Source organism: Pseudomonas sp. NPDC077408, assembly GCF_050269105.1.
Taxonomy (GTDB): Bacteria; Pseudomonadota; Gammaproteobacteria; order Pseudomonadales; family Pseudomonadaceae; genus Stutzerimonas.
Genome location: NZ_JBNNHS010000005.1, coordinates 204662 through 218966 on the forward strand (window position 1 = coordinate 204662; position 14305 = coordinate 218966).

Annotated in this window: 12 protein-coding genes; 10 read left to right on the top strand and 2 right to left on the bottom strand. The window is 57.6% G+C overall.

Going from position 1 to position 14305, the window contains the following annotated elements; all coding sequences use genetic code 11:
* Positions 1–55: 55 nt before the first annotated feature.
* Positions 56–2278 carry a primosomal protein N' gene (locus ACQKEK_RS15100; RefSeq protein ID WP_499143630.1) on the bottom strand — a complete coding sequence of 741 codons (2223 nt, stop codon included), beginning with the start codon at positions 2276–2278 and terminating at the stop codon, positions 56–58.
* 204 nt (positions 2279–2482) lie between these two features.
* Here ACQKEK_RS15100 and rpmE point away from each other — a divergent pair, with 204 nt between their 5' ends.
* The 3 genes from rpmE to ACQKEK_RS15115 all read left to right on the top strand — a co-directional run bounded on the left by rpmE (position 2483) and on the right by ACQKEK_RS15115 (position 4911).
* Complete coding sequence (gene rpmE, locus ACQKEK_RS15105; protein ID WP_019341291.1) at positions 2483–2695, top strand: 50S ribosomal protein L31; 213 nt, start codon at positions 2483–2485, stop codon at positions 2693–2695.
* A gap of 26 nt (positions 2696–2721) precedes the next feature.
* A complete protein-coding gene (locus tag ACQKEK_RS15110) occupies positions 2722–3516 on the top strand; it encodes a thermonuclease family protein (protein WP_499143631.1) in 795 nt (264 codons plus the stop codon).
* A 126-nt stretch (positions 3517–3642) separates the two neighbouring features.
* Positions 3643–4911 carry a malic enzyme-like NAD(P)-binding protein gene (locus tag ACQKEK_RS15115; protein WP_128120278.1) on the top strand — a complete coding sequence of 423 codons (1269 nt, stop codon included), beginning with the start codon at positions 3643–3645 and terminating at the stop codon, positions 4909–4911.
* Positions 4912–5043: 132 nt separating this feature from the next.
* On the opposite strand, the gene ACQKEK_RS15120 is transcribed toward ACQKEK_RS15115, so the two are convergent.
* Positions 5044–7497: a penicillin-binding protein 1A gene (locus ACQKEK_RS15120; protein WP_499143632.1), complete on the bottom strand. Its 2454-nt coding sequence runs from the start codon at positions 7495–7497 to the stop codon at positions 5044–5046.
* 184 nt (positions 7498–7681) lie between these two features.
* Between ACQKEK_RS15120 and ACQKEK_RS15125 the strand changes: the two genes are divergently transcribed.
* The 7 genes from ACQKEK_RS15125 to aroB are packed head-to-tail and all read left to right on the top strand — an operon-like array spanning position 7682 to position 14300.
* The gene (locus tag ACQKEK_RS15125) at positions 7682–8746 is read left to right on the top strand and encodes a pilus assembly protein PilM (protein ID WP_045430802.1); all 1065 of its coding nucleotides are present in this window, start codon (positions 7682–7684) and stop codon (positions 8744–8746) included.
* The gene (pilN, locus tag ACQKEK_RS15130; protein ID WP_499143633.1) at positions 8746–9318 is read left to right on the top strand and encodes a type 4a pilus biogenesis protein PilN; all 573 of its coding nucleotides are present in this window, start codon (positions 8746–8748) and stop codon (positions 9316–9318) included. The genes ACQKEK_RS15125 and pilN overlap by 1 nt, the downstream gene beginning before the upstream one ends.
* Entirely contained in the window at positions 9315–9938 is a 624-nt protein-coding gene (gene pilO / locus ACQKEK_RS15135) for a type 4a pilus biogenesis protein PilO (RefSeq protein WP_046162909.1), read from the top strand. Before pilN ends, pilO begins: the two co-directional genes overlap by 4 nt.
* Positions 9935–10462, top strand: a complete 528-nt coding sequence (gene pilP / locus ACQKEK_RS15140; protein WP_128120281.1) for a type 4a pilus biogenesis lipoprotein PilP — start codon at positions 9935–9937, stop codon at positions 10460–10462. The genes pilO and pilP overlap by 4 nt, the downstream gene beginning before the upstream one ends.
* Positions 10463–10513: 51 nt before the next feature.
* Complete coding sequence (locus ACQKEK_RS15145; protein WP_499143634.1) at positions 10514–12631, top strand: type IV pilus secretin PilQ; 2118 nt, start codon at positions 10514–10516, stop codon at positions 12629–12631.
* Positions 12632–12639: 8 nt separating this feature from the next.
* Positions 12640–13185, top strand: a complete 546-nt coding sequence (gene aroK, locus ACQKEK_RS15150; RefSeq protein WP_499143635.1) for a shikimate kinase AroK — start codon at positions 12640–12642, stop codon at positions 13183–13185.
* 23 nt (positions 13186–13208) lie between these two features.
* Complete coding sequence (gene aroB, locus ACQKEK_RS15155; RefSeq protein WP_499143636.1) at positions 13209–14300, top strand: 3-dehydroquinate synthase; 1092 nt, start codon at positions 13209–13211, stop codon at positions 14298–14300.
* The last annotated feature ends 5 nt before the right edge of the window (positions 14301–14305 follow it).

Consider the following 14305-nt stretch of genomic DNA (forward strand, 5'->3'; position numbering starts at 1 on the left):
CGAACCTTCAAGGCTTAAGGCGCTAGTTGCGCTGGAGTCGTGCGATTGACCAACATCAGAACAGGTCGATTGGGTCAACATCCAACGACCAGCGCACGGTGCGGCTACCCGGCAGTGCCTCTACCTGCGGCATCCAGGCGTTCATCAGGTTATGCAGTGGTGCGCGGGCGTTAGCTTGTAGCAGTAGCTGCGCACGAAAGCGCCCGGCTCGTCGCTCCATCGGAGCGGGCACTGGTCCCAGCAGCTCGACACCCGTCAGGCCGAGTTGCGCTATCAGCTGTTCGGCCTGGATACAGGCTTGATCGAGGAAGTCTTCGGCCTGGCCGGGTTTCACCGCCTCGGCCCGCAACAGCGCAAGATGGCTGAACGGTGGCAAGCCAGCCGCGCGACGCTCGCTCAGCGCCTGTTCAGCGAAGGCGAAGTAGCCCTGCTCGGTCAGCTGAACCAACAGCGGGTGGTCAGCCAGGTGGGTCTGGATGATCACTTTGCCGGGCTCCTCGGCCCGCCCAGCGCGGCCGGCAACCTGCACGATCAGCTGAGCCATTCGTTCGCTGGCGCGGAAATCGGCCGAGAACAAGCCACCATCCGCATCAAGAATGGCGACCAAGGTCACGCGCGGGAAGTGGTGGCCCTTAGCGAGCATTTGAGTGCCCACCAGCACGCATGGCTCGCCACGGTTGATGGTAGCCAACAGCTGCTCCATCGAGCCTTTGCGAGAGGTGCTGTCACGATCAATGCGCAGCACCGGGTAGTCGGGAAAGAGCGTTGCGAGTCGCTCCTCCGCTCGCTCGGTGCCCGCGCCTACGGGCCTCAGGTCGAGCTTGTTGCAGTCTGGACAGCTATGCGGCGGGCGTTCGGCATGCCCGCAGTGGTGGCAGCGCAGCTCGTTATGGCGCTGATGCAGCGTCATCCTGGCGTCACAGCGAGGACACTGGCCGATCCAACCGCAATCGTGGCACAGCAGCGAGGGGGCGAAGCCGCGCCGGTTGAGGAACACCAGCACCTGCTGTCCGGCGGCAAGTGTCTGCGCCATTGCCTGCTGCAACGGGCCGGAAATACCGGAGTCGAGCGGGCGGCTCTTTATGTCCAAGCGCAGGAAGCGTGGCGCTTGGGCCCCTCCGGCACGCTCGGTCAGCTTCAATAGCCCGTAGCGCCCGCTATGCGCGTTGTGCAGGCTTTCCAGCGACGGCGTCGCCGACCCCAGCAAAATCGGGACGTTCTCTTGGCGCGCTCTGACCACGGCGAGGTCGCGTGCGTGATAGCGCAGGCCTTCCTGCTGTTTATAAGAGGCATCATGCTCTTCATCGAGAATGATCAATCCCGGGTTTTTCATCGGGGTAAACAATGCTGAGCGGGTGCCGATGATGATGTCGGCCTCGCCGTCCCGCGCCGCAAGCCAGGCATCTAAACGTTCGCGGTCGTTGACATTGGAGTGGAGCAGGGCGATGCGGGCATTGAAGCGTTTTTCGAAGCGCGCCAGGGTCTGTGGCCCGAGGTTGATCTCGGGAATCAGCACCAGAGCCTGCTTGCCAGCCTCCAACACCTGATGGATCAGCTGCAGGTAGACCTCGGTCTTGCCGCTCCCGGTGACGCCGGCGAGCAGGTATGCCTGAAAACCGTCCAGGCCGGAGCGAATGGCTTCGAAGGCGGCGCGCTGCTGCTGGTTAAGTGGGAGTTCCGCCTGCAGCAGCCAGCTGCCCTGGTGCCGCGGAGTCTGGTGGCAGCGCCGGGTCTCGACGCGCAGCAGGCCTTTTTGCAAAAGCAAATCGAGGCTGTCTTTGCTCAGCTGCAGCTGCGAAAGCAGGGCATGCGCTACGCCGTGAGGATGCTGAGCGATGGTCTTCAGTGCTTCACGTTGGCGTGGCGCCCGGCTCAGTCTCGGGTCTTCGGGCCGCGCGCCGTTGACCACATGCCAGAAGCGCTCCTGTCTCGCCTCGGCGGGTTCGCCCTGGCGCAGCAGGACTGGCAGCGCCCAGCTGAGCGTGTCGCCGAGGCTGTGCTGGTAGTACTGGGCAGTCCACAGGCATAGTTTGAACAGCGGTGACGGTAGGGGCGGTCGCGCATCGAGCAACTCCAGAGCCGGTTTGAGCTTGGCGTCGGGGACTTCGCTGTGACTGACGACCTCTACCAGTATCCCGATGATTTCGCGTCGGCCAAACGGCACGCGCAAGCGCATACCCGGCTGCAGTCCGGCGCTTGAGACGCCAGCAGGTGCGAGGTAATCGAAGAGTCTGCGCAATGGCGAGGGCAGCGCGAGGCGGAGTATGGATCGGGGCACACGAAAGTCCTTGGCGGCGAATGCCGATCTTAAACGATCCGGCGGGGTAGCAGGCTGGCCTGTAGTCTCGGGCTGTGGGGTTAGGCGAATATCTGTCCGATCAGCAGCCCTTGCATCGCCTTCTTGCTCTGTTATTATTCGCGCCCTTCCGTGCGGTACTCGACATAGGGTCGGGTGGCGGCACAAGTCCTCGAGGATTTTTCCATGAAAGCCGATATCCATCCTAATTACGTAGAAATCGACGCCACTTGCAGCTGCGGCAACGTCATCAAAACTCGCTCTACGCTGGCGAAGAACCTGAGCATTGACGTTTGCTCCGAGTGCCATCCGTTCTACACCGGTAAGCAGAAAGTGCTGGATACCGGCGGCCGTATCGACCGCTTCAAGCAGCGCTTTGGTGTGTTTGGCGCCAAGTAACAAGCTGTTGCCGCTACGGGAATCCGATGAGATTCTCCGAGCAACTGAAAAAGGCGTCCCTGGGGGGCGCCTTTTTCGTTTCTATCTTCTTCAGCTTGCAGGCCGCGGCGCTTTGCCCGGCCAGCGAGCCGCTCTCGCACGTGAAGGTCGCGACAGTTATTGATGGCGATACGCTGCGGCTGGTCGATGGTCGCAGTGTGCGACTCATTGGGTTGAATGCCACCGAAATGGGCCGTAAAGGGCGCAGTGCCGAGCCGTTTGCAGAGGCTGCACGAAATCGGCTGCAATCGTTGGTGAGCACCGATGATGGTTATGTCGGCATGAGGATTGGTCGGCAATCCAGGGATCACTACGGACGCGTTCTTGCTCACGCCTTCGACAAACATGGCGAAAATCTGGAAGCGCAAATACTTGCCGAAGGATTGGGCTTCTTTGTCGCCATCGCGCCGAACGTGTTGTTGGCCGAATGCCAGCGAGCGGCGGAGCTGCAGGCGCGTTCTGCTGGCAAAGGGGTTTGGCGGCAATCTCCTGTGATCGCGGCGGACCGCGTGCGTGGCGGTGGATTTGCGATTGTCAGGGCCCGTGTCGAGCGCATGGAGACCAACCGGGGAGGTGTTTGGTTGGAACTGGGTGGTTCGCTTGTGGTGCAGATCCCTCCTCAGGTCGTTGCCGCTTTCGATGATGCGTTGAAGGGGGTGTCTGGCAAGGATGTCGAGGTCAGGGGCTGGGTTATCGACCGAAAGAGTCGTGGTGATCGGTCGCGGCGGGCGCGTTGGTTGTTGAAGCTAAGCCACCCGTCGATGCTCATGCCTTTGTCCTGAAGCCGTCGCCAAAAGTCGTACGGCCAGACCTTGACAGTCAGGTTTTCCGTTCCCTTGTGACGGCGCTCGGTCTTGGCGTATCCTCGACCACCTGTCTGTCCCAGTAAAATAAGCGGAATTGCCCCCATGACTGACCTGAAAACTGCCGCTCTCGACTACCATTCCCAGCCCCGTCCGGGAAAGTTGAGCGTCGAGCTGACCAAGCCCACGTCCACCGCTCGCGATCTTTCGCTGGCCTACAGTCCTGGTGTGGCGGAACCGGTCCGGGAGATCGCCCGAGATCCTGAGTTGGCTTATCGTTACACCGGCAAAGGCAATCTGGTTGCGGTGATTTCCGATGGCACTGCGATTCTTGGTCTTGGCAACCTTGGGCCATTGGCATCCAAGCCGGTTATGGAAGGCAAGGGTGTACTGTTCAAGCGATTCGCTGGGGTTGATGTGTTTGATATCGAAGTCGATGCGGAGAGTCCGCAGGCCTTCATCGATACGGTCAAGCGTATCTCCATCACCTTTGGCGGGATAAATCTGGAGGACATCAAGGCGCCTGAGTGCTTCGAAATCGAACGGACCTTGATCGAACAATGCGACATTCCCGTGTTTCATGACGATCAGCACGGCACGGCTATCGTCACTGCAGCAGGCATGCTCAATGCGCTGGAAATTGCCGGCAAGTCTTTGGAACAGGCAAAGATCGTCTGCCTCGGCGCCGGCGCCGCTGCAACTTCCTGCATGAAGTTGCTAATTAGCATGGGCGCGAAAATCGAGAACATCTTCATGATCGATCGCAAGGGTGTTATCCATGCGGGTCGTGACGATCTAAACCAGTACAAGGCAGTGTTTGCACATGAGACAGACAAGCGCACCCTGGATGACGCGCTAGACGGTGCCGATGTCTTCGTGGGCCTGTCAGGCGCCAATCTGCTGAGTGCCGAAGGTCTCAAACGTATGGCGGCTAATCCTGTCGTATTTGCCTGCTCCAACCCGGACCCTGAGATCAGTCCGGAGCTGGCACACGCGACGCGCTCCGATGTAATCATGGCAACCGGCCGTTCGGATTATCCGAATCAGGTCAACAACGTGCTGGGCTTCCCGTTCATTTTCCGCGGTGCGCTGGATGTCCGGGCCAAGCGCATCAACGAGGAAATGAAGATAGCAGCCGCGCTGGCGCTGCGTGACCTTGCCAAGCTGCCGGTGCCGGCCGAGGTGGCGGCCGCCTATGGCGTTGACAGTCTGGAGTTCGGTCGGGAGTACATCATTCCGAAGCCTATGGATCGGCGTCTGATCACGCTGGTTTCCGATGCGGTCGCCAAGGCTGCCATAGAAAGTGGCGTGGCGACCCTGCCCTACCCCTCGAACTACCCACTTAAGTCTGTCGACGACGTCTTCGGTGGTTGAATGGTTGTCTGTGGCTCCGCTTTGACGGGGCTGTAGTTAGAAAAAACCGGCCAATGGCCGGTTTTTTTTGTCATCTAAATCCCGCAGAACACTCAGCGGAGCTCGGCTACGCTCTCACGTAATACTCGACTTTTAGAAAAGATCCATAGGTGCCGTTTCGCTGGCTGGTAGCGGACTACCGGGGATGGTTGCGCCTTGCATCAGCTCATCGTTCATGCCAGGCGGCGAATCTTCGCTTCGGAATATTTCGAAATAGGCATCTGGTGTCCCTGGTGCCGCTGCGCGGCCGCTGTCAGGGTCGATGCGCAGGGTCAGGATGCCTTCAGGCTCAGCGGGGGCATGTTCAGGTTTGCCCTCAAGCACAGCGCTCATGTATTTCATCCATATGGGCAGGGCCACAGTGCCGCCGTACTCACGGCGACCTAAACTCTGAGGCTGATCGAACCCGGTCCAGACGGTGGTGACGATGTCGGCGTTATAGCCCGAGAACCAGCTGTCTTTTGATTCGTTCGTGGTCCCGGTCTTTCCCGCAATATCGCCGCGGCCCATCGCCAAGGCTTTTCTGCCTGTGCCTCGTTTGATGACGTCTTGCAGCATGCTGGTCATGATGTAAGCGGTCCGATCATCAATGATCTGTTCGGCGTGCCTGGGGGGCTGGGGGGGCAGCTCTGAGCGGTCGTCTGCAATGAACGAGTCGTTCTGTGCGTAGGCAATGACTGTCGCCTCGGGCGCGGCTACAGAGGTTGGATCAGCAGTGTTGCGTTCTGGCACGCGAACAGGATCTGCGCTGAATATCACCTTCCCGTCCCTCTCCTCGATCCGCTCTATCAAATAGGGCTCTATCTTGTAGCCGCCATTGGCAAATGCTGTCCAGCCGGTAGCGATTTCCATTGGTGTCAAGGTTGCTGTGCCAAGCGCAAGCGACAAGTTCGCTGGCAGGTCTTCGGGCTTGAATCCAAAGCGTGTGATGTAGTCGATGGTCTGCGGGATGCCGAGTGTTTGCAGCAGGCGAATCGACACTAGGTTGCGTGATTTGTACAGCGCCTCTCGCAAGCGGATCGGGCCGAGGAAGGTGTTGTTGTCGTTCTTGGGTCGCCAAACGCGGTCTAGGCCTTCTTCGACGAATACTATGGGGGCGTCGTTAACAAGCGTGGCAGGGGTGAACCCTGCATCCAGTGCGGCGCTATAAACGAAGGGTTTGAAGCTCGAGCCGGGCTGGCGCTTGGCCTGAATGGCGCGGTTGTAATTGCTTTGCCCAAAGGAAAACCCTCCGGTCAGCGCTTCGATGGATCCATCAAGCGGATCAAGAGATACCAGTGCGCCCTGTGCCTGGGGTATCTGGCTGAATAGCGCTTCGCCTTCGACAATACGGATCCGAATGACATCTCCCGGTTTAACCACGTCGGACGGTGCCTTCGGTTGTGGCCCCAGGCTGTTGGTATTAATGAATGGGCGGGCCCACTTCATACTTTCCCAGGCGATGCTGTGTTCGCTGCCGTCTCGAAGTAGCGCCTGGACGGATTCTTTTGAGGTACTACTGACGACTGCCGGGTGCATCCCGGACTGGCTGCGATAGTCACCGAGCTGTCTCAGCCAGTCTGCTTCATCGGTTCCGGGCAGGTGAGCTTCCGGTCCACGATAGCCGTGGCGCTGGTCGTATTCGATCAGACCCTGGGTAAGGGCTTGGTTGGCGGCGATCTGACGTTCGCTGCTGACGGTGGTATAGACGCGAAATCCGTCAGTGTATGCAGCGCTGCCGAAGCGGCCGACCATTTCGGCGCGTGCCATTTCGGCAATATAAGGTGCGTCAAGTTCGGGCGAGGAGCCATGATAGGACGCATCGACGAGTTCAGCCAATGCTTGGTGATAGCGGGTCTCGTCTAGTTTTCCGAGGCGATACATTCGTCCGAGAATCCAGTCCCGTCGCTCCTTGGCGCGTTCCTTGTTAGCGAGCGGATTGAAGGCTGAAGGTGCCTTGGGCAGGCCGGCTATCATCGCCATCTGCGCCAAGCTCAGCTCGCTGATTGATTTGCCGTAGTACACCTGCGCTGCAGCTTCTATTCCGTACGCGCGGTTGCCTAGGTAGATCTTGTTAACGTACAGCTCAAGAATCTCATCCTTGCTCAGTTCTCGTTCAATCTGAAGAGCGAGGAGTATTTCATTGATCTTGCGCGAGAAGCTGCGCTCGCTGGTAAGGAAGTAATTCTTCGCCACCTGCATGGTGATGGTGCTGCCGCCGGTCTGAATATGGCCGGTTTTCAATAATTGCGTGGCAGCGCGCATCAGGCTGGAAACATCGACGCCATAATGATTCGCGAAGTTATCGTCTTCTGCCGACAGCAAAGCGGCGATGAAATCCTTGGGTATTTCATCGAAGCTGATAGGGGAACGACGCATTTCGCCATATTCGGCGATCAGCTTGTCATCGTGGCTGTAGACACGCAGCGGAATCTGGAGCTGTATGCTGCGTAGTGAGTCGACAGATGGCAGGTTGGGGCTGAGATAGAGAAACGCGCCACTGAGACTGAGCAAAAGTCCGCAGAAAATAGCCAAGCACGACCATAGGAAAAACTTCAGAAAACGCATCGGGTTTCGTTGAATCCAGGATGGGGAATGAGGTGTATGCCGCAGACGGTGCCGAAAGGAAAAACCGTTCACATTATAAGCGGTTTTTCTGTAGGGGAGCCATTTGCGCTTCTGTCAAGGCTGTTATCTAATGCTGACATACATAATTAATCCGTAAGTAGCGGATAGAGATAGGAAATCAGCCGTGCTAGGGCTATTCACTAAGAAAGCGAACACGCTGCTTGGGATCGACATCAGTTCGACGTCCGTCAAGCTACTGGAATTAAGCCGCTCAGGTTCCCGGTATCGGGTTGAGTCCTATGCGGTTGAGCCACTCCCGCCAAATGCTGTGGTTGAAAAAAACATCGCTGAGCTGGAGGGCGTGGGGCAGGCGCTTTCCCGACTGTTAGGCAAGGCAAAAACTGGCGTCAAGTCGGCTGCTGTAGCGGTATCTGGTTCGGCGGTCATCACTAAAAGCATCGAGATGGAAGCCGGGCTCAGCGACGAAGAGCTGGAAAACCAGTTGAAGATCGAAGCTGACCAGTACATTCCCTACCCTCTCGAAGAGGTCGCCATCGACTTCGAGGTGCAGGGTCCTGCCCCTCGTTCGCCTGGTCGGGTTGAAGTGTTACTGGCAGCGTGCCGCAAGGAAAACGTGGAAATACGTGAAGCGGCGCTCGCCTTGGCGGGGCTGACGGCAAAGGTCGTTGATGTCGAAGCCTATGCGTTGGAGCGCTCCTATGGCTTGCTGGCGCCCCAGTTGGGTGCTGGACATGACGAGCTGACCGTCGCGCTCGTCGACATCGGTGCGACCATGACCACACTTAGCGTATTGCACAACGGCCGTACTATTTATACGCGAGAACAACTGTTCGGTGGTCGTCAGCTCACCGAGGAAATACAACGGCGTTATGGGTTGTCAATGGAAGAGGCGGGCCTGGCCAAGAAACAGGGAGGCCTCCCAGACGACTTCGACAGCGAAGTGTTGCAGCCGTTCAAGGAGGCGGTCGTTCAACAGGTTTCGCGCTCTCTGCAGTTCTTCTTCGCGGCCGGGCAGTTCCACGATGTGGATTACATTCTCCTGGCAGGCGGCACGGCATCGATCCCAGGGTTGGATCGGCTGATTCAGCAGAAAATCGGAACCCAGACTTTAGTCGCCAACCCGTTCGCCGATATGGCATTGAGCAGCAAGGTCAACGCTGGCGCTCTCGCCAGTGATGCGCCGTCCCTGATGATCGCTTGTGGGTTGGCCTTGAGGAGTTTCGACTGATGGCCCGGATTAACCTTTTACCTTGGCGCGAGCAGCTACGCGAAGAGCGTAAACAGCGTTTCCTGGTGTCGCTGGCCGGGGTGGCCGTTGTGGCAGTGGGTTTATTGTTTCTTGCAGACCAGTACTTCACCCATGCAATCGAGCAACAGAACGCGCGTAATGATTTCGTTCGCAAGGAAATTGCTGTTCTGGATACCCGAATCGCAGAAATCAAGGAGTTGAGAGAGCGTCGGCAACAACTGCTCGAGCGGATGAAGATCATCCAGGACCTGCAGGGTAATCGGCCGATCATCGGTCGAGTATTCGACCAACTGGTTCGCACGCTTCCCGATGGCGTTTACTTCACCGGGTTGAAGATGACCGGGAAGAACATCGCCATCGTTGGTGCCGCTGAGTCAAACAACCGAGTCTCTAACCTGATGCGTAATTTGGATGGCTCTGATTGGCTGGATGCACCGAACCTGAACGAAGTGAAGGCCGTCACCGCAGGGGCGGTCGACCAGGAGAACGTGTTCCAGTTAACGGTACAACAGACACAACCGGCTGCTGCTGCCGAAGGAGAAAAACCATGAGTTTGGCTAGCTCGATGGAGAGTCTCCGTAGCGTCGATCTGTCTGATCTGGACATGAACAACCTGGGGTCCTGGCCCGCAGCGGTAAAAGTCATCGCTGCGATATTGCTGATGGCCCTGATTCTCGGCGGTGGTTACTACTTCTATCTCAGTGATTTGCAGGCCAGCCTAGACCAGCAAGTGGCAGAGGAAGATAGGCTCAAGCAACAGTTCTCCACGAAAGCATTTCAGGCGGCGAACCTGGAGGCGTACAAGGCGCAGATGCTTGAGATGGAAGCGTCTTTTGGTGCTCTGCTGCGCCAGTTGCCGAGTGATACCGAGGTGCCGGGTTTGCTTGAGGATATCACCCGCACTGGCCTGGGCAGCGGGCTCGAATTCGAAGAAATCAAGCTGCAGCCAGAAGTGACACAGCAGTTCTATATTGAGTTGCCGATACAGATCAAAGTCGTTGGCGCTTATCACGACCTCGCCACTTTCGTCAGCGGCGTATCGAGCTTGCCACGCATCGTTACTCTGCATGATTTCGAGATTAAGCCGAACAGTAAGGATTCGTCTTCCAAGCTGCACATGAGCATCCTGGCAAAGACCTATCGCTATAACGACAAGGGGCTGCAGAAATGAAAGGAGCCCGACTTGTGGCGATGGGCCTGGGCATGGTGGTGCTGGCTGGGTGCGGTGTTAGCGGCGATTTCGAAGATCTGCGCAGTTACATGAATGAAGTGCGTGCCAAGCCGAAAGGTTCGATCGAGCCCCTTCCAGCGTTTCTGCCGTACGAGGCGTTTACCTACAGCGCGGCGTCGTTGCGCCATCCCTTCCAGCCGCCTATGAAGATTGATCTGACTCAGCGGCAGAAAGGGACAAAGGACATAAAGCCCGATGAAAGCCGCATCAAGCAGTTTCTTGAGGAATTCAACATTGAAAACTTCGTCATGGTTGGCACGCTGGCCAATGGCGCAGGTAACTACGCCTTGATCAAAGGTGGTGACGGGGTTCACCGAGTCAAGGTCGGTGACTATCTGGGGCGCAACCATGGCCGTATCGTTGAGATCAGCGAAGCCGAGGTGGGTGTGCTTGAAATCGTTCCGGACGGAGAGGGTGGGTGGCTTGAGCGCCCGCGTAGCCTGACCTTGAAAGAGCGCTCTTGAGTCATGGCAAAAATGGAAAACCTTTACCGGTCTGCACAACGGAAGCCTTTTATGAATACCACTCTCACTCGTCTCGGTTTGTCGTTGCTGGCAGCGCTCATTTCGCCTGCATTGCTGGCAGCAAATTTGAATTCTCTTGATGTCGCATCGTTGCCCGGTGACCGCGTTGAGCTGAAGCTGGCTTTCGACGAACCGGTTCCCACTCCTCGTGGCTATACGCTCGACCAGCCAGCCCGCATCGCTCTGGATCTGCCAGGCGTATCCAGCAAGCTGGGGTCGAAAAATCATGAGCTGGGTGTCGGTAATGCGCGAAGCGTGACCGTGGTGGAGGCGCAGGGGCGGACCCGACTCATCGTGAATCTCACTTCTCTGGTTCCGTACTCGACCCGTGTTGACGGCAACAATCTGTTCGTTGTGCTCGGCGAATCCGCTAGTGCCCCAGCTGCTGCTTCAGCTGCTGCTTCAGCTGCTCCTGCGGTCTCGACGAAACCGGTCGCACCAAACGCTTCCTTGCCTATTGGAAAATCCATCAGCAATATCGATTTTCGCCGTGGGGACGACGGGGCCGGCAATGTAGTCATCACCTTGTCTGACCCTTCGATCAGTCCAAGTATTGAAGAGCAAGGCGGTAAAATTCGAGTTTCCTTCGCCAAGACGCAGTTGCCGGAATCGCTGCGTGTTCGGCTGGATGTCCAAGACTTTGCCACGCCAGTTAAGTTTGTCGATTCGAGCAGCAAGGCCGATGGCGCCAGTATTGCTATCGAGCCCAGCGGTCGATACGACTACCTGGCGTACCAGACCGACGACAAGCTGACCATTAGCGTCAAGCCGCTTAGCGAGGCAGATGCCGAGCAACGCAAGGCCGAACATTTCACCTATTCCGGTGAGAAGCTGTCTCTGAATTTCCAGGACATTGACGTTCGTTCTGTTCTGCAGTTGATTGCAGATTTTACTGACCTAAACCTAGTGGCTAGCGATACCGTACAGGGCAATATCACTCTACGTTTGCAGAACGTACCCTGGGATCAGGCGCTGGACCTGGTGCTGAAAACCAAAGGTCTCGACAAGCGCCAGGTGGGGAATGTTCTGCTGGTGGCGCCGGCAGACGAGATTGCCGCGCGGGAGCGTCAAGAGTTGGAGTCGCAGCGCCAGATCGCCGAACTCGCACCGCTGCGTCGCGAGGTCGTACAGGTGAACTATGCCAAGGCTTCAGACATCGCGCGCTTATTCCAGTCGGTCACCGATAAAGGTGGCGACAGCGAGGATCGTGGTTCGATTGCGGTTGACGACCGCACCAACAACATCATCGCCTACCAGACCCAGGAGCGTCTTGACGAGCTGCGCCGTATCGTTGCTCAGCTCGACATTCCGGTGCGCCAAGTGATGATCGAGGCTCGGATCGTCGAAGCTAATGTCGATTATGACAAGAGCCTCGGTGTTCGTTGGGGTGGAAATCTTTGGGCCGGCGACAAGTGGAACGCTTGGGGCAAAGGCGGCAAACTGGGCGTAGAGGATGGGGACGAGGGGCAGGTCGGCCGCTACCCGGGTATACGCGAGACGCCGCTTAACTTGCCATTCGTTGATATGGGAGCCATCGGTGCTACATCTGGCATCGGTCTAGGCTTTGTCACGAACAACGCCATCCTCGACCTCCAGCTCTCAGCTATGGAAAAGACGGGCAATGGTGAGGTGGTTTCCCAGCCGAAAGTCGTTACCGCTGATAAGGAAACTGCCAAAATTCTTAAAGGTTCTGAGGTTCCTTACCAGGAAGCAAGCTCCAGCGGCGCCACCAGCACCTCTTTCAAGGAGGCCGCGTTGTCCTTGGAGGTCACGCCGCAGATTACTCCTGACAACCGCATCATCATGGAGGTCAAGGTCACCAAGGACGAGCCGGACTTCTCTCAAGCCGCTAGCACTGGCGGTATCCCGTCAATTCGCAAGAATGAGGTCAATGCCAAGGTGTTGGTGACCGATGGGGAGACGATTGTCATTGGTGGTGTGTTCTCCAATACGCAGAGCAAGTCGGTCGATAAGGTTCCGTTTCTAGGTGATTTGCCCTTCGTGGGTCGTGTATTTCGCCGTGATCTAGTACAGGACAGAAAGTCCGAGCTACTGGTATTCATAACTCCACGGATCATGAATAATCAGGCGATTCAAGCCAGTCGTTAAAATAGTTGATGCCGAATATCATTCTCGTGGGTCCGATGGGGGCTGGAAAAAGCACCATCGGACGCCTGCTTGCCAAGGAGCTTCGTCTCCCCTTTCGGGACTCCGACAAGGAGATCGAGCAGCGCACCGGTGCCAGCATTCCGCTGATATTCGATGTTGAAGGTGAGGAGGGTTTTCGGGAGAGGGAACACGTCGCCATTCAGGAGCTATGCCAAATGCACGGGGTCGTGCTGGCAACGGGTGGCGGTGCGGTGCTTAGAAAGGACAATCGCGAGGTGTTGCGCACAGGGGGGCACGTTATCTACCTGTGCACTTCGGTCGATCAGCAGCTTGACCGTACCTCCCGGGATCGCAATCGACCGTTGCTGCGAGCTTCGAACCCCCGCGAGGTGCTGACCGGTTTGATGGCTGTGCGGGACCCGTTGTATCGCGAAATTGCCGACATCATTATTCAGACGGACGAGCGCCCTCCGCGCATAGTGGTGCAGGAGATCCTCAGTCAGCTCCAGTCTCCTGGGCCTCGTGAAAGCTTGGGCCGATCTGCGCTATCCTAGTCCCCTTTAATCATGGGGGCCCCATGCAAACTCTACAGGTCGATCTCGGCGAGCGAAGCTACCCGATCATGATTGGTGCGCAGCTCATCGATCAGGGTGAGCTGTTGGCCCGCCATATCCGTGGCAAGCAGGTAGCAATCGTTACCAATGACACCGTTGCGCCGCTCTATCTCGAGCGCCTTTCGCGCAGCCTCGGCGAGTTCAGGCTGACTCCGATCGTGCTCCCCGACGGAGAGGCGCAAAAGAACTGGCAGACCCTGCAGTTGATCTTTGATGCGTTGCTCTCGGCTAGGCATGATCGCAACACCACGATCGTCGCGCTGGGTGGCGGCGTGATCGGCGATATGGCCGGTTTCGCAGCGGCCAGCTACCAGCGAGGCGTCGACTTCATTCAGGTTCCGACAACTCTGCTATCTCAAGTCGATTCCTCGGTGGGCGGCAAGACGGGTATCAACCATCCGCTCGGCAAGAACATGATCGGTGCGTTCTACCAACCGCAGGCAGTGCTGATCGACACTTCCACTTTGGTCACTCTGCCGGCGCGCGAGTTGTCCGCCGGACTAGCCGAGGTCATCAAATACGGATTGATCTGTGATGAGCCGTTTCTCGGCTGGCTTGAGGAGAATGTCGACAGGCTTCGAGCGTTGGATCAAGCCGCCCTTACCGAGGCAATAAAACGTTCCTGTGAGGCGAAGGCCAAGGTGGTTGGGGCGGACGAGCGAGAGGCAGGCATTCGTGCCACGCTCAATCTTGGTCATACGTTCGGCCATGCCATCGAGACCCATCAGGGCTATGGAGTATGGCTGCACGGCGAGGCGGTCTCGGCGGGCACGGTCATGGCCCTCGAAATGTCGAGCCGGCTGGGGTGGATTAGTGCCGCTGAGCGAGACCGCGCAGTACGCTTGCTGTCGCGTGCCGGTTTGCCAGTCGTGCCTCCAGCCGACATGAATGCTGAGGATTTCCTAAAGCACATGGCAGTCGACAAGAAAGTGCTTAACGGCCAGTTGCGATTGGTGCTGCTCAAGCGCCTGGGCGAAGCCGTGGTGACTGGCGACTTCCCCCGTGAGGTGCTAGAGGCCACATTGAGCGTCAACTACGACGCGCTTACGCAATAGTCAGA

Excerpts from the sequence above, each read along its gene's own strand:
- rpmE (WP_019341291.1), top strand. The coding sequence starts at position 2,483 with ATGAAAGCCGATATCCATCCTAATTACGTAGAAATCGACGCCACTTGC.
- ACQKEK_RS15110 (WP_499143631.1), top strand. The coding sequence starts at position 2,722 with ATGAGATTCTCCGAGCAACTGAAAAAGGCGTCCCTGGGGGGCGCCTTT.
- ACQKEK_RS15115 (WP_128120278.1), top strand. The coding sequence starts at position 3,643 with ATGACTGACCTGAAAACTGCCGCTCTCGACTACCATTCCCAGCCCCGT.
- ACQKEK_RS15120 (WP_499143632.1), bottom strand. The coding sequence starts at position 7,497 with ATGCGTTTTCTGAAGTTTTTCCTATGGTCGTGCTTGGCTATTTTCTGC.
- pilN (WP_499143633.1), top strand. The coding sequence starts at position 8,746 with ATGGCCCGGATTAACCTTTTACCTTGGCGCGAGCAGCTACGCGAAGAG.
- pilO (WP_046162909.1), top strand. The coding sequence starts at position 9,315 with ATGAGTTTGGCTAGCTCGATGGAGAGTCTCCGTAGCGTCGATCTGTCT.
- pilP (WP_128120281.1), top strand. The coding sequence starts at position 9,935 with ATGAAAGGAGCCCGACTTGTGGCGATGGGCCTGGGCATGGTGGTGCTG.
- ACQKEK_RS15145 (WP_499143634.1), top strand. The coding sequence starts at position 10,514 with ATGAATACCACTCTCACTCGTCTCGGTTTGTCGTTGCTGGCAGCGCTC.
- aroK (WP_499143635.1), top strand. The coding sequence starts at position 12,640 with ATGCCGAATATCATTCTCGTGGGTCCGATGGGGGCTGGAAAAAGCACC.
- aroB (WP_499143636.1), top strand. The coding sequence starts at position 13,209 with ATGCAAACTCTACAGGTCGATCTCGGCGAGCGAAGCTACCCGATCATG.